Source organism: Streptomyces sp. NPDC050287, from assembly GCF_044459385.1.
GTDB lineage: Bacteria > Actinomycetota > Actinomycetes > Streptomycetales > Streptomycetaceae > Streptomyces.
Window position 1 is genome coordinate 642,606 of record NZ_JBITIY010000007.1, and the last position, 24,454, is coordinate 667,059.

Sequence of the window (24,454 nt, forward strand, 5' to 3'; positions counted from 1 at the left end):
CGCGGGTCACAATGGGGTCGTGAGTACCTCCCGCCTGCCCGCGTCCGACCGTCCCGACGTCACCGCCCGGCTGCGGGACGCCCTGCTCGGGGCCTCCTTCACCGCTGACGGGCTGCTCGAACTCCTCGGTGCGCCCGCGTACGCGGCGCTCGCCCGCAGCGAGACCGTGCCCGCACTCCGGGCGACACGCGGCGACACGCCGCTGGAGACGCTCGTACGGCTGTTCCTGTTGCAGCAACCGGTGCCGCACGCGCGCGTGGTGGACTTTCTGCAGGTGAACGCGTGCCTGGAGAGCGGGTGGCTGGTCCGGGTCGGCGCGGGCCCCGAGGGCGAGCTCGCCGCGACCGTGGACGTACGGCCGTACGGCGGGCCCGGCGGCGAGGACTGGTTCATCGTGTCCGACCTGGGATGCGCGGTCGGCGGGGCCGGCGGCATCGGCAGCCGGGGCACTCAGGCGGACACAGCCGTCGTCCTCGGCGTGGGCGGCGCGTCCACGACTCTCGCGGGCATCACCGTCCGTACGCCCGTCTCCGCCGCCCTCGACCTCGGCACCGGCTCAGGGATCCAGGCACTGCACGCCGCACAGCACGCCACGCGCGTGACGGCTACCGATCTCAACCCGCGCGCGCTGCAGATCACCGCGCTCACCCTGGCCCTGTCCGGAGCCCCGGCAGCCGACCTGCGCGAGGGCTCGCTGTTCGAGCCGGTCCGGGACGACGAGACCTTCGACCTGATCGTCTCCAACCCGCCCTTCGTGATCTCTCCGGGCGCCCGGCTGACGTACCGGGACGGCGGGATGGGCGGGGATGATCTGTGCCGGTCGCTCGTTCAAGGGGCGGGGGAACGGCTGAACGAGGGCGGGTTCGCGCAGTTCCTCGCCAACTGGCAGCACGTGGAGGGGGAGGACTGGCAGGACAGGCTCAGGTCGTGGGTGCCGCGCGGGTGCGATGCCTGGATCGTGCAGCGCGAGGTGCAGGACATCACGCAGTACGCCGAGTTGTGGCTCAGGGACGCCGGCGACCACCGGGACGATCCGGCCGCGTACGAGGCGCGGTACGACGCCTGGCTGGACGAGTTCGAGGCGCGCAAGGTGAAGGCCGTGGGCTTCGGCTGGATCACCCTGCGCAGGACGGGGAACGCGGTGCCCTCGGTCACCGTGGAGGAGTGGCCGCATCCGGTCGAGCAGCCGCTCGGCGACGCGGTGCGGGCGCACTTCGAACGTCTCGACTACCTGCGGGCGCATGACGACGCGGCCCTGCTCGCGGAGCACTTCAAGCTGGCCGGCGAGATCATCCAGGAGCAGGTGGGGCTGCCCGGCGCCGAGGATCCCGAGCATGTCGTGCTGCGGCAGAACCGCGGGATGCGCCGGGCCACCAAGGTGGACACGGTCGGCGCGGGATTCGCCGGCGTGTGCGACGGCTCGCTGAGCGCGGGCCGCATCCTTGACGCGATCGCCCAGCTGGTGGGCGAGGACCCCGTGCTGCTGCGCGACCGCACGCCCACCCAGATCCGGCTGCTGGTGGAGCAGGGGTTCATCGAACCGGCGTGAGCGGGTGTGGCCAGTGGGGCAGGCGGGCATCGGCGACGGCTCGCCCTGGCCGCTCAGGCCCGGCGACAGGCACGGGGACTGGCCCGCTCAGAACTCGACGTCAAGAACTCCGGACCGGACCGCTCAGAACTCGACGGCAAGAATTCGGACTGGACCGCTCAGAACCCGACAACGAGAGCTCAGAACCCGGCAAGCAAGAAGACGACCGGAAAAATACCCCGCCCGGCGCGGTCCGCGGTCGGCCGAGGAGAGCGGAACGCCGTAGTCCGCAGCCGTGTCGGTCCCACGTTCACCCGGGGTTCTCCTGGGCGCTGCCCGCGCGTGTCAGCCTCCACGGGCTGGAAACACGTTAAGGGGAAAAGGGGCACGGGAACGATGGAGAGCGGACCGGCGATCTTCGCAGGAGTGGTGTTCGCCCTGTTCGGGGGCGGGCTGCTGGCGTGGACCGCGGGCCGCGTACGGCACCGCGAACCGGTCGCCCACGGTGTGAGCCCTGTCGCATCGGCGACCCTCGCGACCCTCGCCGCGGTGATCGCGCTGGCCGTCGGAACCTGGTGCTTCACGCGCGTGTAGTCAGTGCGCCGGAGCTGCGACTCCGTAAAGAGGAGGTCACCCTCCGGACAGGCTCGAAAGAGGCGGTGGACACTCCGGGCGGCAGGAATGGCGGTAGTCGGGTTACCGTTCGAGTGGCCGTTGCGGGCTTTTCCCGTTTGACACGGGGGCGGGATGTACCGTCACACTCCGCAGCGTCAGCATGACCCGACCCCGGGACCAAGGCCTGGGGAGAGATCCCAGCGTCGACCGGAGAGAAGAGCGAAGTTGTCCCCGACCAGCGACCCCGCAAAGGGCGGCCGCCGACTCGTCATCGTCGAGTCGCCTGCCAAGGCGAAGACGATCAAGGGCTATCTCGGCCCCGGATACGTCGTCGAGGCGAGCGTCGGGCACATCCGCGACCTCCCCAACGGCGCCGCCGAAGTGCCCGAGAAGTACACCGGCGAGGTCCGTCGCCTCGGCGTGGACGTCGAGCACGACTTCCAGCCCATCTATGTCGTCAACGCCGACAAGCGGGCGCAGGTCAAGAAGCTCAAGGACCTGCTGAAGGACTCCGACGAGCTCTTCCTCGCCACCGATGAGGACCGGGAGGGCGAGGCGATCGCCTGGCACCTCCAGGAGGTCCTCAAGCCGAAGATCCCGGTCAAGCGGATGGTCTTCCACGAGATCACCAAGGACGCGATCCGGGCGGCCGTGGCCAACCCGCGCCAGCTCAACCAGAAGCTGGTCGACGCCCAGGAAACCCGCCGCATCCTCGACCGCCTCTACGGCTACGAGGTCTCGCCGGTCCTGTGGAAGAAGGTCATGCCGCGGCTGTCGGCCGGCCGTGTCCAGTCGGTCGCCACACGGCTTGTCGTGGAGCGGGAACGCGAGCGCATCGCGTTTCGTTCTGCTGAGTACTGGGACCTGACGGGCACCTTCGCGACCGGCCGCGCGGGGGACCCGTCGGACCCGTCGTCGCTGGTCGCCCGCCTCCAGACCGTCGACGGCAGGCGGGTCGCGCAGGGCCGCGACTTCGACTCCCTGGGACAACTCAAGAGCGCGAACACCCTCCACCTCGACGAGGCGAACGCCCGTGCCCTCGCCGCCGCCCTGGAGAACACCCAGTTCTCCGTCCGGTCCGTCGAGTCGAAGCCGTACCGCCGCTCGCCGTACGCCCCGTTCCGTACGACGACGCTCCAGCAGGAAGCCTCCAGGAAGCTCGGCTTCGGCGCGAAGGCGACCATGCAGGTGGCCCAGAAGCTGTACGAGAACGGCTTCATCACCTACATGCGTACGGACTCCACCACCCTGTCCGACACGGCGATCACCGCCGCCCGCGCCCAGGTCACGCAGCTCTACGGCGCCGACTACCTGCCGGCGCAGCCGCGGACGTACGCCGGGAAGGTCAAGAACGCCCAGGAGGCGCACGAGGCGATCCGACCCTCGGGTGATCGTTTCCGCACGCCTGCCGAGACGGGACTGACCGGCGACCAGTTCAGGCTCTACGAGCTGATCTGGAAGCGGACGGTCGCTTCCCAGATGAAGGACGCGACCGGCAACAGCGTGACCGTGAAGATCGGTGGCGCCGCCGCCGACGGCCGGGACGTCGAGTTCAGCGCCTCCGGCAAGACCATCACCTTCCACGGCTTCCTGAAGGCCTACGTCGAGGGCGCCGACGACCCGAACGCGGAGCTGGACGACCGCGAGCGCAGGCTTCCCCAGGTCAACGAGGGCGACCGGCTGAGCGCCGAGGAGATCACGGTCGACGGGCACGCCACCAAGCCCCCGGCCCGCTACACCGAGGCCAGCCTGGTCAAGGAGCTCGAAGAGCGGGAGATCGGCCGCCCGTCGACGTACGCGTCGATCATCGGCACGATCCTCGATCGCGGCTATGTGTTCAAGAAGGGCACGGCCCTGGTGCCGTCCTTCCTGTCCTTCGCCGTGGTCAACCTCCTGGAGAAGCACTTCGGGCGCCTCGTCGACTACGACTTCACCGCCCGGATGGAGGACGACCTCGACCGTATCGCCCGCGGTGAGGCGCGCGCCGTGCCGTGGCTCAAGCGCTTCTACTTCGGCGAGGGCTCGGACAACGGCGGCGCGGCAGAGGCCGGCAACGGCGACGGGGACCACCTCGGTGGCCTCAAGGAGCTGGTGACCGACCTGGGCGCCATCGACGCCCGCGAGGTGTCGTCGTTCCCCGTGGGCAACGACATCGTGCTGCGGGTCGGGCGCTACGGCCCGTACGTCGAGCGCGGTGAGAAGGACTCCGAGAACCATCAGCGCGCGGACGTGCCCGAGGACCTGGCCCCCGACGAGCTGTCCGTCGAGCTCGCGGAGGAACTGCTCGCCAAGCCGAGCGGTGACTTCGAGCTGGGCACCGACCCGGCGACGGGCCACCAGATCATCGCCAGGGACGGCCGTTACGGCCCGTACGTCACCGAGGTGCTCCCCGAGGGCACCCCGAAGACCGGCAAGAACGCCGTCAAGCCGCGTACCGCCTCGCTGTTCAAGTCGATGTCCCTCGACACGGTGACGCTCGAGGACGCCCTGAAGCTGATGTCGCTGCCGCGTGTCGTCGGCAAGGACGCCGAGGGCGTGGAGATCACCGCGCAGAACGGCCGGTACGGCCCGTATCTGAAGAAGGGCACGGACTCGCGCTCGCTGCAGTCCGAGGACCAGCTCTTCACCATCACGCTGGAAGAGGCGCTGGAGATCTACTCCCAGCCCAAGCAGCGTGGCCGTGCGGCCGCCAAGCCGCCGCTGAAGGAGCTGGGCACGGACCCGGTCAGCGAGAAGCCGGTCGTGGTGAAGGACGGCCGTTTCGGGCCGTACGTCACCGACGGGGAGACCAACGCGACCCTGCGTTCCGGCGACAGCGTCGAGGACATCACCCCGGAGCGCGGCTTCGAACTCCTCGCCGAGAAGCGGGCGAAGGGGCCCGTCAAGAAGACGGCGAAGAAGGCGCCCGCGAAGAAGGCACCGGCAAAGAAGGCCACCGCTGCCAAGACCGCGGCGAAGAAGACGACGACGGCCGCGAAGAAGACGACCGCCAAGAAGACGACGGCCAAGAGGGCCACGGCTTCGAAGACGGCAACGGAGGACTGACGGTCCTCACGGAGGACTGACGCTCCTCACGGAGGATTGACGGTTCTCGCGGAGGGCCCTCGCGAAGAACTGGGCGATCCTCGGTTCTTCCGCGTTCCTCCACCTAGGGTTCGCAAAACGAACGCCCCGGCATCACATTGGTGTCGGGGCGTGCGCACGTTCGGACGCGCACTCCGGGCTGTCGGTGCCTCCCGATAGGCTGAAAGCATGACCCCAGCCGAGCAGCCAACGGCCACTCACCCGGCCCCCGACGACGCCCTGGTCGCGGACTCCCGCGAACGCGCCGTCCGCGCCCTGCTGCGCCGCCCGCAGCTGAAACGGCTGTGGAGCGCGCACCTCGTGGGCGGTGTCGGCGACACCCTCGCGCTTCTGGTTCTCGTCGTTCTCGCCCTCCAGGCGGCCATCGCCGAGGGCTCGTTCGGCGGTGGCTACCGGGGCGTGGCGTTCGCAGTGGCGACCGTTTTCGGAGCGCGCGTCCTCGCGACGCTGCTCTTCGGAGCCGTGCTCCTCGGCCCGCTCACCTCGCTCACCTCCCAGGACGGCCCGCTCGACCGGCGCTGGACGATGGTCGGCGCGGACGGGCTGCGGGCCGCGGTGCTCATCGTGGCGCCCCTGTGGATCGACTGGACTCCCGACGACGCGCTGGCCGTCCTCCTGGTCACCGCCTTCGTGACCGGCGTCGCCGAGCGCTTCTGGACGGTGTGCCGGGAGAGCGCGGCGCCCGCTCTGCTTCCCGCGCCACCGCCGGAGGGCGCGACGGTACGGCCGCTGCCGGACCACATGGACGCGCTGCGCCGACTGTCGCTGCGCACGAGCTTCGTGGCGATCCCGCTCGCGGCCGCCACGCTCGTCGTCGCCGGTCTGCTCAACAACCTGCTCGGCTCGGGGATCGCCTGGTTCGCCCAGCACCAGGCGGCGCTCGCGTCGTACGTCGCGGCCGGACTGTTCGCCGCGTCGCTGTCCGTGCTGACCTTCCTGGAACTGCCCGACACGCGTACCCCGCGCGCGCGTTCGCCGCTGGAGGGGCTGCGCCGGCCCAAGACGGGCACGGGCGTCGACAAGGGCCGTACCGGCGCGATCCCGTTGCTGGTGCCGGCCTGCGCCGCCGTCGCGGGATCGGTCGCGGCCGCGGTGGCCGTCGCCGTGCTCCACGCCAAGGACCTGGGCGGCGGCCCGGTGCTGTACGGCCTGCTGGTGGCCGCGCTGACCGGCGGTGTCGTCGTCGGTATCCGTACGGCGCCCTCGCTGCTGCCGACGCTGTCGCGACGCCGGCTGCTGGCGCTGGCGATCGCGTTCACCGGAGTCGCGCTGCTGGCCGCCGGGCTCGTCCCGGACGTCACCAGCGTGCTGCTGATCATGGTGCTGGCCGGAGCCGGCGCGGGCGTGGCCGCCAACACCGGGCACACCCTGCTGGACCAGGAGACCGAGGAATACCGGCGGGCCCGGACGACCGAGCATCTGCACGCGGTGGTGCGGGTGTCCGTGGCGCTCGGCGCGGTCGTCGCGCCCGTGGTGGCCGCGGCGATCGGCCCGCACCGCCTGGAGAACGGCAAGTTCGTGTTCGCGCACGGCGGCGCCGCCTTCACCCTGATGCTGGTCGGTGCGCTGCTGCTGCCGGTGGCCGCGCTGGTGCTCGCCAAGGTCGACGACCGTTCCGGCGTACCACTGCGGCACGACCTGCGCGACGCGCTGCTCGGCGGCGACGACCCGGTGACCGCGCCCGTGTCGACCGGATTCTTCATCGCCCTGGAAGGCGGCGACGGGGCCGGCAAGTCCACCCAGGCCGAGGCGCTCGCCGAGTGGATCCGCGCCAAGGGCCATGAGGTCGTCCTCACCCGTGAACCGGGCGCCACGCCGGTCGGCAAGCGGCTGCGTTCCATCCTGCTGGACGTCTCCAGCGCCGGACTCTCGCACCGCGCGGAAGCGTTGCTGTACGCGGCGGACCGCGCGGAACACGTCGACACGGTGGTGCGGCCCGCGCTGGAGCGCGGCGCGGTCGTCATCTCCGACCGCTACATCGACTCGTCCGTGGCCTACCAGGGGGCGGGCCGTGATCTGTCCCCGACCGAGATCGCCCGTATCAACCGGTGGGCCACGAACGGACTCGTGCCGCATCTGACGGTGCTGCTGGACGTCTCGCCGGAGATCGCCCGCGAGCGGTTCACCGAGGCGCCCGACCGCCTGGAGTCGGAGCCGGCCGAGTTCCACGCGCGCGTGCGCTCCGGTTTCCTCACGCTGGCCGCCGCTGACCCCGGGCGCTACCTGGTGGTGGACGCGGGGCAGGAGCCCGAGGCGGTCACGACGGTCGTCCGGCACCGGCTCGACCAGATGCTGCCGCTGTCCGAGGCGGAGGTCCAGGCGCAGGAAGAGGCGCGTCGGAAGGCCGAGGAGGAAGCGCGTCGGAAGGCCGAGGAGGAGGCAGCCCGCAAGGCCGAGGAGGAGCGCCTGGAGCGTGAGCGCCAGGAGCAGCTGGAGCGGCTGCGCGCCGAAGAAGAGGAGCGCAAGCGGCGCGAGCTGGAGGAGGCGCAGCGCCGCGAGGCCGAACGGCAGGCGGAGGAGGCCCGGCTGCGGGCCGAGGAAGCACGTCGCCGGGCCGAGGAGGAGCGTCAGCGGCTCCTCGCCGAGGAGAAGGCCCGGGCGGAGGAAGAGGCACGTCGCAGGGCCGAGGAAGAACGGCGCCGCAAGCAGGCCGAGGAGGAGGCCCGGCTGCGCGCCGAGGCCGAGGCCCGACGCCTGGAGAAGCAGCGCAAGGCCGAAGAAGCGTTGCTGCGGGCCGAGGAGGCACGCCGGCTGGCCGAGCAGGCGGCGGCCGCGGCGGAGGCAGGTCCCCGGCCGACCGGACCTCAGGGGACGGCTCCTGGTGCGCCCGCGGGGCCGAAGCCTCCTGGCGCCACCCCGGACGCGGCGACGGTGCAGACGCCGATGGTGACGCCGACGAACGCGTCGGGCGGTCCGGTCGACGAGACGGCGGTGCTGCCGCGGGTGCGGGCCGACGAGGGGGCGGGGGAGCAGGGCGCCGACAGCGCTTCCGGCGCCGGTTCCGGTTCTGGCTCCGGCGGGCCCGGGTCCGACTCCGAGGTGACGGCCGAGCTGCCCGCGCCTCCGGGGTCCGCGGAGGAGACGGCGGTTCTGCCGCCGGTTCCTCCGGGGGCCGCTGACGAGACGGCGGTGCTGCCGCCGGTCGCGCCGCCGCCCGGTGCCGCGGACGAGACGGCGGTACTGCCTCCCGTTCGGGACGAGGCTCCCTCGGACCGGGTCCCGCCGGGCTTCTTCCGGGACGAGCAGGCGCAGCCGCGGCCCGACGGGGGCGAGGACCGTACGCGTGAGCTGCCGCAGGTGGACGAGCACGGGGCTCCGCGGCGGCGGGCGCGGTCGGACTGGGCGGAGGAGACGCCGTTGGACGATCTGCCCACGCTGGCGGACGAACTCCTCGGGCCGCACGAGGACGACGGCGACGACGGGGGCCGTGGGCGGCGCGGCCGGGGGCGGCGGGGCTGAACCCGAGCGCTCGGTCGCCGGTTTCGGCCGGTTGTCAGTGGCGGCCCGCACAATGGATCCCGCAACACGAAACGTGACGAAAGCGCGGGGTGAGTGACGGATGACCGTCTGGGACGACCTGGTCGGCCAGGAGAGGGTGAGCGAGCAGCTCGACGCCGCTGCCCGGGACGCCGACGCCTTCGTCACCGCGGCCGCCGCCGACATGCCGCCGCCCGCGACGTCGAAGATGACGCACGCCTGGCTGTTCACGGGCCCGCCGGGGGCCGGCCGGAACCAGGCGGCGCGGGCCTTCGCCGCCGCGCTGCAGTGCGTGAGCCCCGACCGCGCCCTCGGCGGGTCCCCCGGCTGCGGCTTCTGCGACGGCTGTCATACGGCGCTCGTCGGCACCCACGCCGACGTCACCACTGTCGCCGCTGTGGGCTCGCAGATCCTGGCCGACGACATGCGGGACACCGTCCGCAAGTCGTTCACGTCTCCGGCCACCGGCCGCTGGCAGGTCATCCTCGTGGAGGACGCGGAGCGACTGAACGAGAAGTCGGCCAACGCGGTCCTCAAGGCCGTGGAGGAGCCCGCCCCTCGTACGGTGTGGCTGCTGTGCGCCCCCTCCATCGAGGACGTCCTGCCGACCATCCGCTCCCGCTGCCGCCACCTGAACCTGAGCACGCCCTCGGTCGACGCCGTCGCCGACATGCTCGTACGCCGTGAGGGAGTCGAACCGGCCGCCGCGAGAGCCGCCGCCCGGGCTACCCAGGGCCATGTCGACCGGGCCCGCCGGCTGGCCACCGACCCGGCCGCGCGGGAGCGCCGGGCCGCTGTGCTGAAACTGCCGCTCCGGGTCGACGACATCGGGGGGTGCCTCAGAGCGGCCCAGGAACTCGTCGACGCGGCGGCCGAGGACGCCAAGCAGCTAGCCGAGGAGATGGACGGCAAGGAGACCGATGAGCTGAAGGCAGCGATGGGCGCCTCCCAGGGCGGCCGGATGCCGCGCGGCACGGCGGGCGTGATGAAGGACCTGGAGGACAAGCAGAAGCGCCGCAGAACCCGTACCCAGCGCGACAGCCTCGACCTCGCGCTCACCGACCTCACCGCCTTCTACCGCGACGTCCTCGCCCTCCAGCTCGGCTCCCGGGTGGCGATCGCCAACGCGGACGCCGAGGACGTCCTGGAGCGGCTCGCCCGCGCCGGCTCCCCGGAGTCCACGCTCCGCCGCATAGAGGCCATCGCCGCGTGCCGGGACGCCCTCGACCGCAATGTGGCTCCGCTGCTGGCGGTGGAGGCGATGACGATGGCGCTCAGAGCGGGTTGACCATGTCACTCGTCCGAGGCAAGGCGCGCACGGAGAGCGTTCGACCGGGTGCTCAGAGTTACCCTCGCTTGATGTACCTCAGGCGCAGCTCCCGCTCCAGCACCACAGCAGACCCGACCGAGCCGCCCGGTCCGAGCCCCCGAGGCGGCCTCACCCTCGCGCGCAGAGCCTGTACCGGCGGCGCCCTCCTCGCCGCCACCGCGCTGCTCCTCTCCGCCTGCTCCCCGGGAAGCACGGCGACGTCCCCCGGCATGGCTGCCGAGGCGGCGCTCGCCGCGCTGCCGCGGGCCACGCCGACCGCCCTGGCCTCGTACTACGGGCAGAAGCCGACCTGGCGTGCGTGCACAGTCCCCGGCTTCGAGTGCGCCACGCTGAAAGCACCGCTCGACTACGCGAAGCCGGCGGACGGCGACGTCCGGCTCGCCGTCGCCCGCAAGAAGGCCACGGGGCCGGGCAAGCGCCTCGGTTCGCTGCTCGTCAACCCGGGCGGACCGGGCGGCTCCGCGATCGACTACCTCCAGGCGTACGCCGGCATCGGCTACCCGGCGAAGGTCCGCGCCCGCTACGACATGGTCGCGGTCGATCCGCGCGGAGTCGCCCGCAGCGAGCCCGTGGAATGCCTCAGCGGGCGGGACATGGACACGTACACGCGAACGGACATCACGCCCGACAACCGGCGGGAGACCACCGAACTCGTCGACGCCTACAAGAAGTTCGCCGAGGGCTGCGGGGCGCACTCGCCGAAGCTCCTGCGACATGTGTCCACCGTCGAGGCGGCCCGGGACATGGACATCGTGCGGGCGGTGCTGGGTGACCCGAAGCTGAACTACGTGGGGGCGTCGTACGGCACGTTCCTCGGGGCGACGTACGCGGGCCTCTTCCCGAAGCGGGCGGGCCGGCTGGTCCTGGACGGCGCGATGGATCCCTCGCTGCCGGCCCGGCGGATGAACCTCGACCAGACGGCGGGCTTCGAGACGGCGTTCCGGTCGTTCGCGAAGGACTGCGTGCGGCAGCCGGACTGCCCGCTCGGCAGGAAGGGCACGACGACCGCCCAGGTCGGCCGGAACCTCAAGGCCTTCTTCGGGAAGCTGGACGCCCGGCCGATCCCCGCCGGCGACGCGGGCCGCCGCAGGCTCGGCGAGTCCCTCGCCACCACCGGCGTGATCGCGGCGATGTACGACGAGGGGGCGTGGGCGCAACTGCGCGAGGCGCTGACCTCGGCGATGAAGGAGAACGACGGCGCCGGCCTGCTGGCCCTGTCCGACAGCTACTACGAGCGGGACGCCGGCGGCAGCTACGAGAACCTGATGTTCGCCAACGCCGCGGTGAACTGCCTGGACCTCCCGGCGGCCTTCGACACCCCCGAGGAGGCCGAAAAGTCGCTCCCCGCCTTCGAGAAGGCGTCCCCCGTCTTCGGCGAGGGCCTCGCCTGGGCCGCCCTGAACTGCGCGTACTGGCCGGTGCGGGCCACCGGCCAGCCCCACCGCATCGAGGCGAAGGGCGCCGCCCCGATCGTCGTGGTCGGCACCACCCGCGACCCGGCGACCCCGTACCGCTGGGCCCGCGCCCTGGCCGCCCAGCTCTCCTCGGCCCGCCTCCTCACCTACGAAGGCGACGGTCACACCGCCTACGGCCGCGGCAGCACCTGCATCGACTCCACGATCAACACGTACCTGCTCCGCGGCACCCCTCCCGCCAACGGAAAACGCTGCTCGTAACCCCACGCCGACCCGCCGACCAGCCCGGGTCCCATGCCCCCGGGCTGGTTCGGAGCACCCCCGGAAACTGTGTAGACTTACCGACGTTGCTGATCGCACCATGGTGCGGACAGCGCGCCGCCTTAGCTCAGATGGCCAGAGCAACGCACTCGTAATGCGTAGGTCTCGGGTTCGAATCCCGAAGGCGGCTCTGTAAAAGCCTCAGGACTCACTCGCCGTGACCTGGGGCTTTTGCTTTTAGCGGATGCGGCGGCGGCGCTGGGCGCGTGCTGCTCGGCGGTCCACGGTCTCAGTTTTCGTCTCAGTTGCGGGTTCCGGGCCAGCATGAAGGGGTCTCCCATGCGGCGCATTGCGTCCTTGGAGAGGTGAGATCTCCCCTTGACGTACCGCCGGGTCTGACTGATCTGGGTGTGCCGGAGGATCTCCATGATGGTCGGCATGTCCACCCCGAGTTCGTTCAGGATCGTGCCGGCGCCTCCTCCTGCTGCGCCTTGTGCTCGCGCAGGTAGGGGATGAAGGGCGGCGGGATGGGCACGGCGTTCCGGCTCTTCTTGGTCTTGGGCCGCGTAGACCAGACCGCCGCCCTTGCGGTCGGGGCACGCGCGGGCGTGACTCGTGCAGTCCTCCGGGCACGGCTTCGGGCAGCCGCTCAGGAAGGGCCGACATCACGGTGGCCGGGCGTCCGGCCCGCCGTGACCGTCCCCACCGAAACAGATGGCAGGGACGTCGTGTGCTCCGGCCTCCCCGTCGCCGGGTCCACCGCGGTGGCGGCAGGCAATTGCCCTCCTCTACACGACCGGCGTCACGTCAGTGCCCACGGCCTCGCCCGCTAGCGTCCCCTGGGCGGGGTGGGCTTGATCGCTCTCCACCACATCGTCCAGCAGGAGTGCCCCTGGCAGTTACTCGAACGCGATTTCTCCGTCGGTGGACGCGCGGGTCAGGGCTGAAGGCGTTCGGAGCCCCAGCCGCCGGCCGTCCTTGTGTAGATGAGCCTGCGGTGCAGCCGACTGGTCTTGCCCTGCCAGAACTGGATCTCGTCCGGGACAAGTAGGTAGCCTCCCCAGCCCGCCGGCCGGGGGAGAGGGGCGCCCGCTTCGATCAACTCGTTGGCCCGGGCGTGCAGTTCGTCTTCGTCGAACAGCGGCGTGCTCTGAGTGGAGACGACGGTGGTGGCCTGGGCAGCGACCGAGCGCTCGGCGAACAACTCGTCGGAGCGCTCGGTGGGGAGAGAGATGACCCGGCCTGCTGCGGTGATCTGCTGGAGCGTCTCGCGCCAGTAGAAGTTGACCGAGGCGAAAGGGTTGACCTTGAGGTCACGGCCCTTACGGCTGCCGGTGTGGCTGGTGAAGACGAAGCCCTCGGCGGTGAGCTCCTTGATCAGTACAACGCGCATCGTCGGCCGGCCGGCCGCGTCCGCGGTGGCGAGGGAGACGGCGAGGGGTTCGCGCACGCCGCGGGCCTTGGCCGAGGCAATCCACTCCTGCGCCAGGGCGATGGGGTCAGCCGGCGGGGCGTCGAACTCGGGCAGGACGATGCTCTCGTCCCCGCTCAGGGTGTTGGACTTCGTCTGCGGCATCGGGTTCCTCTCGTCTGTGCAGGTCAGGATGTCAGGCCGTCAGGCCGGCTGCGCTCGCGCAGGGAGCGCGGGCGCAGGTCGGTCCAGTTCCGCTCGACTTCCTCCAGGCAACTCCCGCGGCTTGCGGGACCGAACGCGACCCGCCAGCCCGCGGGGACCTCAGCGACCTCCGGCCAGAGCGAGCGCTGGTCCTCGTCGTTGACGAGTACGAGGAACACACCGTCCTCCTCGTCAAAGGGATTGGTCACGCGTTCTCCTTCTCGGATTGGGGGGTGGGCAGATCGCGAAGTGGACGCAGCGGGGAAGCCAGCACCCAGACGACCGACAGCAGCATCCCCACGGCGGCGGTTGCGATGCCCGCTCGCACGCCGACCCACTCGCCGATCGAGCCGCCGATGAGACCGCCGAGCGGGATCGTGCCCCAGATCATGAACCGGACGGTCGCGTTCATCCGCGACATCATCTCAGGCGGGCAGACGCTCTGCCGGAAACTGATCTGGGCGACGTTGTAGACGATCAGCCCGTAGTTGACGACAAACCAGGGCAGGGCGAACAGTAAGGTGCCCCACCCTGCGGTACTGAACGGGATCAGCAGGCCGAAGGGCATACACACCGCGAACGCCAGCCACAGCACCCGCGCGCCTCCCAGCGCGCGGGAGACCTTCGTGGTGGTCATCGCTCCGACGAGGCCGCCGATCCCGCCGAAGGCCATCAGCACGCCGACCGACCACTCGGGCTGCTGTAGATCGTCGACGAGCAGCACCACCAGCAGCGGGCTGGCCACGGCGTAGAAGAAGTTGAAGGTCGCGGAGCAGGCGGTGATCGCCCGCATCGAGCGGTCGCCGAGCACGTAGCGCAGACCTGCCAGCACCTCGGCGACCATCGGCTTGCGTTCGCGGGGCTGAGGCTTGGCGACGCCCTCGTCGCGGATGCGCGACAGCGACAGTGCCGAGACCAGGTAGCACAGTGCCTGTATGCCCACGGCGTTCGCCGCCGACAGCAGGTCGGCCAAGCCGCCGCCTGCCGCCGGGCCTGCGACCTGCGACGCCGAACGGCTGCTCTCCAGGCGCGCGTTGCCCTCCAGCAGGTTCTCCTGCCCCACCAGGGGCACCAGGTACGACTGGTAGGCCACGTCGAAGAACACTGCGGCGAACCCCCCGACCAGCGTGACGATCAGCAGTTGAGCCAGTGTCAGCGTGCCCATCCACCACGCGATCGGCACGCTGCACAGCAATAGCGCCCTGGCGACGTCACAGGTGATCATCACCGCCCGCGCGGGCATCCGGTCGACGAGCACGCCCGCAGGGAGGCCGATGAGCAGGAAGGCCACCGTCTGTGTGGCGTACACAGCGCCTATTTCGAACGGGCTGGCTGCCAGCGATGTGGCGGCGACCAGCGGCACCGCGATCCGGCTGACATACGTGCCGAACTGACTGGCGGTCTGCGCCACCCAGAGGTAGCGGAACCCTCGATGGTTGAGCAGGCTCACAGGGACCCCTCGTACACGGCTCGGATGGTGTCCCGCCCGATGTCGGGGACCGGGTCGTTGTCGGTGTTGCCGGCGACGGCCTCGACCAGGGTGTCGACGTCCATGGCGCGCAGGCCGTGTGGGATGAGGCCGGCCTGGACGCCGAGGGCGTCGTAGACGGCGGCGATGCGCTCGTGCGGGTCCGACCCGCCGAGCAGACGAGCGATGTCGGCGAACTCCGCCTCGGCGTGCGGCACGGCCAAGCGCAGCCACGCCGGGTAGACGGCGGCGAGCCCGTCGCCATGGGAGACGCGTACCCGGGGCACGGAGCCCATGGCCTGCTGGAGGCGGTGCGGCAGGCAGGTACTTGCGTTGGCGACATTGATCCCGCCGAGCAGCGCGGCCAGCGCCAAGTCCTCGCGCAGGCCGGGATCACTGGTCCCCCCGCGCACCTCGGGCAGCCGCCTGCCCAGGATTTCCAGTGCCTGGGCCGCGAGACCCCGGGTGATGGGGCTGGCCCTGCGTGCCACGCTGCCCTCAACAGCGTGCGCGAGGGCGTCGAACGCGGCGGCCGAGGCGACCGGGGCGGGGACGCTGAGCAGCAGGTCCGGGTCGATCAGCGCGACGCGGGGAAACAGGTCATCGCCGCGGATGCCGGACTTGAGGGCACGCCGGTCGTCGGTGATGATCGCGCCCTTGGTCACCTCCGCCCCACTGCCGCCGGTGGTCGGCACCGCCACGACGGGCGTCAGATCCCCGGTGGCGGGCAGCGTCGAACCGACCAGCGGGCCCACCGGCCCGTGGCGCAGACCGACGGACACCGCCTTTGCCGCATCGATCGCGCTGCCGCCGCCAAGGCCGACCACGACATCGCAGCCCGCCGCCCGGGCGCTCGCTGCGGCGGCGTCGACCTCGCTCGCGAGCGGATCGGGGGAGATCGTGTCGGCGATGGTCACGCGCACGCCCGCGCCCTCCAGCGAAGTGACCGCTGCCTCGAGCGCTCCGTTCGCCCGCATCGCGGTACGGCCGGTGACGAGCAGGGCGTGGCCGCCGTGCCGTTTGGTCTGGGCCCCGAGTTCAGCCAGACGGTTTCGACCGAACACGACGGCTGTAGGCAGGTGCAGATCGAGGATCATGTCGCGTTCTCCGGGGGGTGCTGGGCGCGCAGCGCGTCAAGGACAGGGCACGTACCGTGGGCGAGGTAGTGCAGTGCGGATCCGCCACCGGTGGACGCCGGCCCATCCCAGGGCAACTCCGCCACGGTGTCGCCGCCGAGCAGCAGGGCGTCGACGCCGGTGGCGGAGAGCCTGGTGAGCAGTGCGGTGGACGCGGCCTGGTGGCCTTCCGCGTGCAGGCACGGGGTGCCCGCGATGAAGGCGCGCCCTCCTGTGCGGGCAAGATCCGTCAGCTCATCGCTCAGCCAAGGGGCAAGCTCGAAGTCGACCACCGCCCACCCGTCGGGAACGGCGTCGACAGCGACTGACTCGGTTCGCCCGTTCTTTGCCACCACCAGCCGCTCAGGCACGTGCAGACGTGCGCGGCCCGGTCTGGTCAGGACGTCGCGAGCAGCGGTGATGCAGCCCTCTGGGTCCTCACCGCGCTCGGACGCGCCGACCGGCAGCCCGAGCGCACGCAGCACGGCCACGAGCACCGCGCCGCCGGGGACGACGATGTCGTAGGTGTCGCGGAACGTCGCCAGCCCGACGAGGGTCTTCTCCTTCTTCACACCGCCCAACACCGCCACCGAGCGCCGATCGGCCTCGCCTGCCCAGGGAGCCAGCAGGTCCAGCTCGCGGGCGATGCTCCCGGCCAGGTATCCGGGCAGGTGGCGCAAGACGCCCGTACTCGAGGCGTGCGACCGGTGCGCCTTGGAGAACCCGCCGACGGCGACTGCGTCGCCCAGGCGGGCGAACGCCCGGGCGAGGTGGGGATCGTCACGCTGCTCGCCCGCGTGGAAGCGGGTGTTGCCGAACACCGTGATCTCGCCGGGGGCCATTGCGTTGGCGCGGCGCTCGGCTTCGGCGCCGATGTTGTCCGGGACGTAGGCGACCTCGCGACCCAGCCGTCCCGCGAGGTGGTGGGCGACGTGGTCGAGGTCGTCCGCGGAGCCGTGCGTGCCCTGGTGGGACAGCACAGCCACCCGCGCACCCGCGTCGGACAACAGCCGCAGGTCCTCGACCTCGGCGTCGACGCGACCGGTGCTGCGCAGGTCGCGGCCGACGTTGAAGCCGGCCGAGAAGATCCACCGGTCTCCGCGTCGGACGGCGGCGTCGCGCAGCAACTTCACAGCGCGTAGGTCCGCAGTCCGGTCTGCTCGGGCAGGCCGAGCATCGTGTTCATGTTCTGAATCGCCGAGCCCGCCGCGCCCTTGACCAGGTTGTCGGTCACCGCGACGACCTTGGCGACGTCGCGCCGCGTGTCGACATCGAGGCCGATGTGGCAGAAGTTCGAGCCCACGACCGAGGAGAGCGACGGGTAGAGCTCGTATTGCTTCTCATTGATCTTGCCGCGCTTGGGCAGCGAGTTGACCAGGACGAAGTACTCGCCGTTGTGACCGTCGCCGTAAGCTTCTCGGTAGAGTTCGAGCAGCTGGTCGCGGTCGGCCGGCGAACTCAACGTGGCGTTGGCCTGCAGGTGGATGCCGCGGATGAAGTTGCCGTGGGCCGTGTTCATGTCGACCACGACTGGCTGCCGTGCGATCGGCTCGAGGACGTTCTCCAACTCAGGCCCGTGCCGGTGCCCTTCGAGGCTGTACGCAAGCATCGAGCCGAACGCCTCCGCGTGCATGAGTGCCTTCTTCGGGGCGTTGCCCGCCCCTGACGTGCCGTTGACCGCGTGCACGGCCAGCGGTGTGGTCAGGTCGACCAGTCCGGCGCGCAGCAGGGGAGCGAGCGCGAGGATGGCCGTGATGGCGTAGCAGCCGGGGTTGGCGACCAGCCGGGACTTCGCTACGTCGTCGCGGTTGAGCTCGGTGACCCCGTAGACGGCCTCGGCCAGCAGCTCGGGGTCGGCGTGCGGCTCGCCGTAGGCGCGCTCGTAGGCTCCAGGGTCGGCGAAGCGGAAGTCAGCGCTGAGGTCGACGACCTTGGCGCCGTGCTCGGCGTAGTGCCGCGCCTGTCGCATTGCCTGTCCGGACGGGGTGCAGAAGTAGATGACATCCAGTTCCTCGGCGCGTTCCGCCAGCTCCTCCGCGGTGCTGAAGGTCAGGCCGCTGCCCGCGAGGTTCGGGTGGTGCTCGGCGAAGGAACCCTCCTGCCGCGTCGTGGGACTGATTGACCCCACCTCCGGGTGCCCGAGCAGCAGGCGGCACAGCTCGCCGCCCGTGTGGCCGGTACCTCCGACAACTCCGACCGCCAAGCTCACGCCGTGCTCCTCTCGGCCCTGCCGCCATCGCAGCGCATCATCACCTTTCCCACGCCCCGCTGTGTCCCGAGGGCCTCCATCGCCGCCGCGGCCTCGGCAAGCTGGTACCGGTGGCTGATCAACGGCGTGGGGTCGAGCTCACCTGTGGCGAGCCAACCGATCACCTCCCTGAAGTCCTCCGCCGTGGACAGCGCGGAGAACCGCACGGACAGCTCCGCCGAGACCAGGGGGTTCGCGGAGAATTCATGGGGGCGGTCGAAGTAGCTCACCACGACGACGGTCCCGCCCAGCCGGGTGACGCCGGCCGCCTGGTCCAGCGCGCCGGTGTGGCCGGAGGCAACGAAGGTGACGTCGGCGCCGTCGGGCAGCTCGGCGAGCACGCCGTCGCACGGCCCGCCCTCCAAGCCGTCCACGTACGCGGTTGCCCCGGCACGCCGGGCGAGTTCTTCCTTGGCCGGGCCCAGGTCAGTGCACACCACTGACGCAGCGCCGTGGCGGCGGGCGACCAGCGCGCAGCACAGCCCGATCCCGCCCGCGCCGACCACCGCGACAGACCGCTCCACCAGCGGTCCTGCGAGGCGGGCGGCGTGCGCCGCGATCGACAGCGGTTCGGCCATCGCCCCGGCCTCGGGGTCGATCCCGTCCGGCAGTTCGAAGACCATGTTGCGGCGCAGCAGGACGAGCTCGGCGAACGACCCGTCCCACCCGAGGTGACAGAGGTTCTCGCGGTCCGGGCACAAGTTGGTCGCGCCCCGCGCGCACTGCGCGCAGGAGTCGCACGGGGAGAACGCCGCTGAGCACACCAGGGCGCCCGGCCGCAGGTCTGCCACCTCCGCGCCGACCTGCTCGACGACACCGCACAACTCGTGGCCGAGGACGACCGGCGGGCGCTTGTACGGGTGGGATCCGCGGTAGGTGGCCAGGTCGGATCCGCAAATACCGGTGGCGAGGACGCGGACCAGCACGTCAAGCGGGCCTATCCGCGGTGTGGACACGCGACGCAGGCCGATCGAGCCGCGCTCGGTGAGCACGGCGGCCAGGTGCTCACCCATCAGCACACCCTGTTCGCGGCGTCTTCGCCCGCGAGGGCCGCCGTCAGGGAGTCCACGACGATCTCGCCGATGGCCCGCTGCGCGTCGGCCGACATCGCCCCGATGTGCGGGGTCAGCAGGACGTTGTCCAAGTCGGCAAAGGGGCTCGAGCTGCCCTCGGCGTTGTGCACGTCCAGGCCGGCCCCCGCGATCACACCGTCGCGCAGGGCGGAGACCAAGGCCAGTTCGTCGACCACCTCGCCGCGCGAGACGTTGACCAGATAGGCGCCGGGACGCATCGCGGCGAGCTCCTTGGCCCCGATGAGGCCGCGGGTCTGCGCGGTCAGCGGCACCACGACGCAGATGGCATCGGAGTCGGCCAGCAGTGTGGGCAGGTCGACCAGGTGCACGCCGCGGTCGGCGAGCTCGATGCGGCGCGCCTCGGACGGGTTCGCCACCGCCGTCAGCACGTGCGGGGTGAAGCCTGAGGTGATGCGCGCGATCCGTGAGCCGATGTTGCCGAACCCGATCAGGCCGAGGGTCTTGCCCGCCAGCTCGTCGCCCTCGAACGCGGTCTTGTTCCAAACGCCCTTGCGCAGCTGGCGGTCGGCGACCGAGATGCGGCGCATCACGGCGAGAAGCAGTCCGACGGCAAGTTCGGCCACCGCACCCGCCGAGCCGCCGGGGACGTTGAAGACCTGCACACCCGCGGCGCGGGCGGCTTCCACGTCGATGTTGTCCACTCCTGAGCCCGCACGGGCGACCACGCGCAACCGGGGGTTTCTGGTAAAGACCTCAGCGGGTAGGCGGACGCCGCTGCGCACGATAATGGCGTCCACATCGGACGCCAGATCAATTACCTCTTCCTGCGGTGGCCGTAATCGCACGCGCACGTCGTAGATGCTGCGCAGTCGCTCAAGCGCATCGTCGTGGACGGGGTCAAGGACGAGCACGCGCGGACATGTGAGGTCTTTGAGTGGCGTCATCTACCGCTATTCCCCCTAAAGAAACCCTAAAGAAAAGTGCTGACGCTCCGATTGGAGCGCGGAATCCCTAATTGACGTTAACCCCGCGCCCACGCTGCCGCAACCGCCTCCCGGGATTGCACTGGCAACGAACTTCCGTGGCGCTCCTCATCGTTGACGCGTGTCGCTTGTCGCCTGACATGGATAAGATCTGGCAATTATGCCGTTTTGGTAGGGATGGCGCGTAGGTGAGCAATTATCGCAAATTAGTGCGTGTGAGTTGAATTGATTTCCCTTGTGATCTGCGCTTCGGTGAATGCCCTGACGCGCAGAGAAGATCCATTGACCCTCGGTGAATGTGTGGTAGCGTCCAGTCAACGCGCCGACTAAGGGGGTAGTCATGGCCGCAGAGGGAACCTGCACGCTTGCTTCTCGGGATTCCCGTTAGCCGATTGATCGGCATTTTCGACATCTAATATTCGGCCCTCGTGCCCATGCTTGCCCGGGCAGTGTGGTCGGAATTTCCCGGAATACCGCTTCGCCTCGTTGAATTCGCGGCGGAGGCCGTCGCGCCGCTGCGCCGGCCGGCCTGCGCAGCTTCGGTGACCGACGAGATTAGGATGCCTATGACCGCGTCTTCGCACGGCCCGTTAGGGCGGATCACCCCGCCACAACCCTCGATCCTGCTCAATCCCGGGCCGGTCAACGTTCACGACCGCGTCCGGGCCGCGCTGACGTACCCCGACGTGTGCCACCGCGAGCCCGAGCCCATCGACCTGATGACCACCGCCAGGGCCAAGGCCACGGCAGTCGCAGGCGGGGACGACTCCTACACCAGTGTGCTGCTCGCGGGCTCCGGTACCGCTGCGCTCGAGGCAGCCCTCTCCTCTGTGGTCCCCCAGGACGGCAAGATCCTGATCCTGGACAACGGGAACTACGGCGAACGGATGTACAGGATCGTTGCGGTGCACGGCATCGCACACACCCGCCTGGAGTTCGGCTGGTGCAACCCGATCGACCCGGCGGAGGTCGACGCGGCGCTCGCGGCCGACCCCTCGATCACCCACGTCGGCATGGTCCACCATGAGACCAGCACCGGCATGATGAACCCGCTGCGTGCCATAGGCGAGGTCGTCTCCCGCCGCGGCGCGTCCCTGGTGGTCGACTCGATCAGCAGTCTGGGTGCCGAAGAGTTCGACATGCGCACCGACCACGTCGACTGGTGCGTGGGCACGGCGAACAAGTGTCTTGAGGGCTTGCCCGGCGTCAGCTTCGTCTGCGCCCCCCGAGCCAAGTTCGAGGCGCTGGCCGACGTGCCGACCCGTACCTTCTACCTCGACCTGCACGGCCATTACATCGGGCAGGAGAAGCGCAAGGCGCCCCTGTTCACCCCGGCCGTTCAGATCATGTATGCCTTCGACGCGGCGCTCGACCTGATGATCGAGGAGACCGTCCCCGGCCGCGTCGCGCGTTACCGGGCGCTGGCCGAGCAGGTCCGCGCAGGCCTCGCCGAGCGCGGTATCGCCCTGCTGCTCGGCTCCGAGCACCACAGCAACACCGTCACCAACGCGTATGTCCCCGACGGCATCAGCTACGCGCAGCTGCACGATGGCCTCAAGGACGAGGGCTACATCGTCTACGGCGTGCAGGAGCAGCTCGGCAACGTCTTCCGGGTGGCGAACATGGGCCAGGTCGATGCCAAGAACATCTCCGGGTTCTTCGAGGCGCTCGACCGCGTGCTGGCTGGAGCGGGGGTCGGAGAGTGACCGGCGTCATCCGCCTCGCCGTCGTGGGCGGCGGGCCCAGCTGCACCTACGCGCTCGAGCGCCTCGCGGCCACCGCGGGATCACTGCCGGACGGCACCGAACTGGAGATCCATGTCTTCGACAAGGGTGGACAGTTCGGCGTGGGCCAAGTACACAGCGACGGCCAGCCGGTCACCAGCTTCCTCAACCGCATCGTCGGCCAGGTCGCCTTCGCCGCCGACGAGACCGTCGAGGGCGCCGGCCCGCTGCTGCCTGCTGAAGAGCGCCCGACGCTGTACGAGTGGTGCAGACGTCAGTTCGAGGCCACAGGCGATCCCGCCTTCGATCTCGCGCCCGAGGACTGGCCGAAGCGCTACGTCCACGGCATGGCCCTGCGCCACCAGTTCAACCACTACGTCTCCCTGCTCCGCGCCCGTCCCAGCGTGTCGGTGCTGCTGCACTGGGACGAGGTCGTCGACCTCGTCGAGCAACCGGACGGCTTCGATGTCGTCACCGCCGGCGCCGCGCCCCCGTTGGTCGCCCAGCACGTGCTGATGGTGACCGGGCACTCGATCAACAACCCGGAGGGCTTACCGGTGCGCCGTGAGTGGGCGCGGTTCGCCGAGACCTCCGATGCGGTCTTCGTGCACTCCGCTTACCCCCTTGAGCAGTCCCTCACCCCGGAGGTCGCTACCTCCGACCGGGTCGTGGGCTGCGTGGGCATGGGCTTGACGGCCATCGACATCGTGCTGCACCTGACCGAGGGGCGGGGCGGGACGTTCGAGCCTCAGCCCGACGGGTCGCTGCGCTACCTGCCCTCAGGGCGCGAGCCGAAGTCCATCGTCGCCTTCGGTGAGGCGGGCCTGTTCACGTTCGCCCGCCCGTTCAACGCCAAGGAACGCGATCTCGCCGCCCTCGAACACCGGGGCGTGTTCTTCACCGAGGCCGCCGTCGACCGGCTGCGCGAGTCGTGCGGGACGCCGGCCCGTATCGGGGACCTCAGACGGCTCCAACTCGACTTCGAGCGGCACGTCTTCCCGGTCGTCGTGCTGGAGATGGCCCACCTGTACTACACGACGCTGCTCGGCGGCGGTTTCGGCGCGCACTTGGCCGAGCGGGCCGAGCCGGTTTACCGCGCTTTCCTCGCCGGCTCGCACGCCGCTGCCGACGGGGAGCGTGCCCGCGCCGCGCTGCTGGCCCCGGTCGAGGCCGCGATCGACGAGGCCGTCGCATTCGTCGACGCCGTACTCGCAGGCCGCGCGTCGCTCTCCGACAACGATGCGCCCGGCTGGGGCTTGGAGGCGGTGCGCCGGTACCTGCACGTGGTCTTCGGACCTGACACCGCGCAGGCGGCCGAGTCGCTGCTGTTCGACAGGGACAAGCTCGCCGAGCTCGTGGCCGGCGCCGAGTCCCCGCACGGGCACGAGAAAACCTTGGAGGGCAACAGGTTCTCCTGGGAGCGGTCGATCACCCCGATCGCTCGGGACCAGTGGGCCTCACCGGAGGACTACCAGCGCGCGATGGTCGAATTCATGGTGCGTGATCACCTCTGGGCCGCTCAGGACAACCTGCAGAACCCGAGCAAGGCCGCTGCCGACGGTGTCTGGCGCGACCTGCGCCCGGTCCTGGGCCACGCGGTCGACTTCGGCGGGCTCGACCCCCACTCGCACGAGGTCTTCCTCAACGCCTACATGCGCCACCACAACCGGCTCGCCAACGGTGCCGCGCTCGAGGTGATGGAGAAGATCCTCGCCGTGGTCAAGGCAGGCCTCGTGGATGTGTCCACCGGCCCCGGGACTCGCGTGGAACTGGAGGACGACGCCTTCACCGCGGTGGGCCCCAGCACAGGGGCGCGTAAGCGTGTCGACGTGCTCGTCGACGCCAGGGTGCACCCCTTCGCCCCCGAGGCCGATTCCGCGCCCGTCTACCCGGCGTTGCTGCGACGCGGACTGATCCGCAAGTGGCGCAACCCCGGCTCGGGCGGACCGGGCTTCGAGCCCGGAGGGCTCGACCTCACGCCGCGGTTCCACCCGGTGCGCGCCGACGGCGCCGCCGACCCCCGACTGACCTTCCTCGGCCCGCCGAGCGAGGGTGTCATGTTCTTCCAGCTGGGAGCACTGCGCCCTCAGCAGAACCACCACGTCATGCAGGACATCCTTTGCTGGCTTGAGGACTTTTGGGCTCAGGTCGCGCACGAGGTGGGGCGCTCCAGCCAGTCCCTGGCACAACCACGGTCTTGACCGTACGGGCACGAGGACCACGAATCGGAACGGGAGCAAACATATGCAGAAGCCGAAGTACCCTTCGTTCAGAAGCGTGCTCGCAGCTACGGGGGTCGGGGGGGGCGCCCCGGCCCCCCCCCCCCGGGGGGGGGGGGGGGGGCCCGGGGGCGGGGGGGGGGGGGGGGGGGGGGCCCGGCGGGGGGGGGGGGGGGGGGGCGGGCCGGCCGCCCCCCCCCCCCCCCCCCCCCCCCCGCCCCCCCCCCCCCCCCCCCCCCCCCCCCCCCCCCCCCCCCCCCCGCGCCCCCGCGCGCCGCCCCGCGGGGGGGGCGCCCCCCCCCCCCCCCCCCCCACGACGCGCTGGGAGCGGTGGTGGC

Annotated in this window: 16 protein-coding genes, 1 tRNA gene and 1 pseudogene; 9 read left to right on the forward strand and 9 right to left on the reverse strand. The window is 70.8% G+C overall.

The window, feature by feature from the left end; genetic code table 11:
- Positions 1 to 19 precede the first annotated feature (19 nt).
- From ACIBK3_RS28015 to ACIBK3_RS28045, 7 genes are all read left to right on the forward strand, one after another.
- Complete coding sequence (locus tag ACIBK3_RS28015; RefSeq protein ID WP_399369936.1) at positions 20 to 1,549, forward strand: methyltransferase; 1,530 nt, start codon at positions 20 to 22, stop codon at positions 1,547 to 1,549.
- 375 nt (positions 1,550 to 1,924) lie between these two features.
- The gene (locus tag ACIBK3_RS28020; protein ID WP_399369938.1) at positions 1,925 to 2,122 is read left to right on the forward strand and encodes a hypothetical protein; all 198 of its coding nucleotides are present in this window, start codon (positions 1,925 to 1,927) and stop codon (positions 2,120 to 2,122) included.
- 246 nt (positions 2,123 to 2,368) lie between these two features.
- On the forward strand, positions 2,369 to 5,188 hold the full coding sequence (gene topA, locus ACIBK3_RS28025; RefSeq protein WP_399369940.1) for a type I DNA topoisomerase: 2,820 nt from the start codon (positions 2,369 to 2,371) through the stop codon (positions 5,186 to 5,188).
- Positions 5,189 to 5,395: 207 nt separating this feature from the next.
- Positions 5,396 to 8,686, forward strand: a complete 3,291-nt coding sequence (gene tmk / locus ACIBK3_RS28030; RefSeq protein ID WP_399369942.1) for a dTMP kinase — start codon at positions 5,396 to 5,398, stop codon at positions 8,684 to 8,686.
- A 100-nt stretch (positions 8,687 to 8,786) separates the two neighbouring features.
- Positions 8,787 to 9,992: a DNA polymerase III subunit delta' gene (locus ACIBK3_RS28035; protein ID WP_399369944.1), complete on the forward strand. Its 1,206-nt coding sequence runs from the start codon at positions 8,787 to 8,789 to the stop codon at positions 9,990 to 9,992.
- Between the two features lie 71 nt (positions 9,993 to 10,063).
- Complete coding sequence (locus tag ACIBK3_RS28040; RefSeq protein WP_399369946.1) at positions 10,064 to 11,710, forward strand: alpha/beta hydrolase; 1,647 nt, start codon at positions 10,064 to 10,066, stop codon at positions 11,708 to 11,710.
- A 116-nt stretch (positions 11,711 to 11,826) separates the two neighbouring features.
- Positions 11,827 to 11,900 (forward strand) — tRNA-Thr (locus ACIBK3_RS28045).
- A gap of 47 nt (positions 11,901 to 11,947) precedes the next feature.
- Here the strand turns inward: ACIBK3_RS28045 and ACIBK3_RS28050 are convergent.
- The 9 genes and pseudogenes from ACIBK3_RS28050 to ACIBK3_RS28090 all read right to left on the reverse strand — a co-directional run.
- Positions 11,948 to 12,372, reverse strand: a pseudogene (locus ACIBK3_RS28050) (integrase); the annotation flags it as partial.
- Between the two features lie 275 nt (positions 12,373 to 12,647).
- Positions 12,648 to 13,286 (reverse strand): phenazine biosynthesis FMN-dependent oxidase PhzG, encoded by a 639-nt coding sequence (gene phzG / locus ACIBK3_RS28055; protein WP_399369947.1) that lies wholly within the window; start codon positions 13,284 to 13,286, stop codon positions 12,648 to 12,650.
- 23 nt (positions 13,287 to 13,309) lie between these two features.
- On the reverse strand, positions 13,310 to 13,534 hold the full coding sequence (locus ACIBK3_RS28060; RefSeq protein WP_399369949.1) for an MbtH family protein: 225 nt from the start codon (positions 13,532 to 13,534) through the stop codon (positions 13,310 to 13,312).
- Positions 13,531 to 14,775: an MFS transporter gene (locus ACIBK3_RS28065; protein WP_399369951.1), complete on the reverse strand. Its 1,245-nt coding sequence runs from the start codon at positions 14,773 to 14,775 to the stop codon at positions 13,531 to 13,533. Before ACIBK3_RS28065 ends, ACIBK3_RS28060 begins: the two co-directional genes overlap by 4 nt.
- Complete coding sequence (locus ACIBK3_RS28070; RefSeq protein WP_399369953.1) at positions 14,772 to 15,890, reverse strand: iron-containing alcohol dehydrogenase; 1,119 nt, start codon at positions 15,888 to 15,890, stop codon at positions 14,772 to 14,774. The genes ACIBK3_RS28065 and ACIBK3_RS28070 overlap by 4 nt, the downstream gene beginning before the upstream one ends.
- Complete coding sequence (gene pgk, locus ACIBK3_RS28075; protein WP_399369955.1) at positions 15,887 to 17,041, reverse strand: phosphoglycerate kinase; 1,155 nt, start codon at positions 17,039 to 17,041, stop codon at positions 15,887 to 15,889. The genes ACIBK3_RS28070 and pgk overlap by 4 nt, the downstream gene beginning before the upstream one ends.
- Positions 17,038 to 18,117: an N-acetyl-gamma-glutamyl-phosphate reductase gene (gene argC, locus ACIBK3_RS28080; RefSeq protein ID WP_399369957.1), complete on the reverse strand. Its 1,080-nt coding sequence runs from the start codon at positions 18,115 to 18,117 to the stop codon at positions 17,038 to 17,040. The genes pgk and argC overlap by 4 nt, the downstream gene beginning before the upstream one ends.
- Positions 18,114 to 19,169, reverse strand: a complete 1,056-nt coding sequence (locus tag ACIBK3_RS28085; protein ID WP_399369959.1) for a zinc-binding dehydrogenase — start codon at positions 19,167 to 19,169, stop codon at positions 18,114 to 18,116. Before ACIBK3_RS28085 ends, argC begins: the two co-directional genes overlap by 4 nt.
- Positions 19,169 to 20,134 (reverse strand): NAD(P)-dependent oxidoreductase, encoded by a 966-nt coding sequence (locus ACIBK3_RS28090; RefSeq protein WP_399369960.1) that lies wholly within the window; start codon positions 20,132 to 20,134, stop codon positions 19,169 to 19,171. Before ACIBK3_RS28090 ends, ACIBK3_RS28085 begins: the two co-directional genes overlap by 1 nt.
- Before the next feature lie 605 nt (positions 20,135 to 20,739).
- Here ACIBK3_RS28090 and ACIBK3_RS28095 point away from each other — a divergent pair.
- Together ACIBK3_RS28095 and ACIBK3_RS28100 are read left to right on the forward strand one after the other, a co-directional pair.
- Positions 20,740 to 21,879 (forward strand): 2-aminoethylphosphonate aminotransferase, encoded by a 1,140-nt coding sequence (locus ACIBK3_RS28095; protein WP_399369962.1) that lies wholly within the window; start codon positions 20,740 to 20,742, stop codon positions 21,877 to 21,879.
- On the forward strand, positions 21,876 to 24,098 hold the full coding sequence (locus ACIBK3_RS28100; RefSeq protein WP_399369964.1) for an FAD/NAD(P)-binding protein: 2,223 nt from the start codon (positions 21,876 to 21,878) through the stop codon (positions 24,096 to 24,098). Before ACIBK3_RS28095 ends, ACIBK3_RS28100 begins: the two co-directional genes overlap by 4 nt.
- The last annotated feature ends 356 nt before the right edge of the window (positions 24,099 to 24,454 follow it).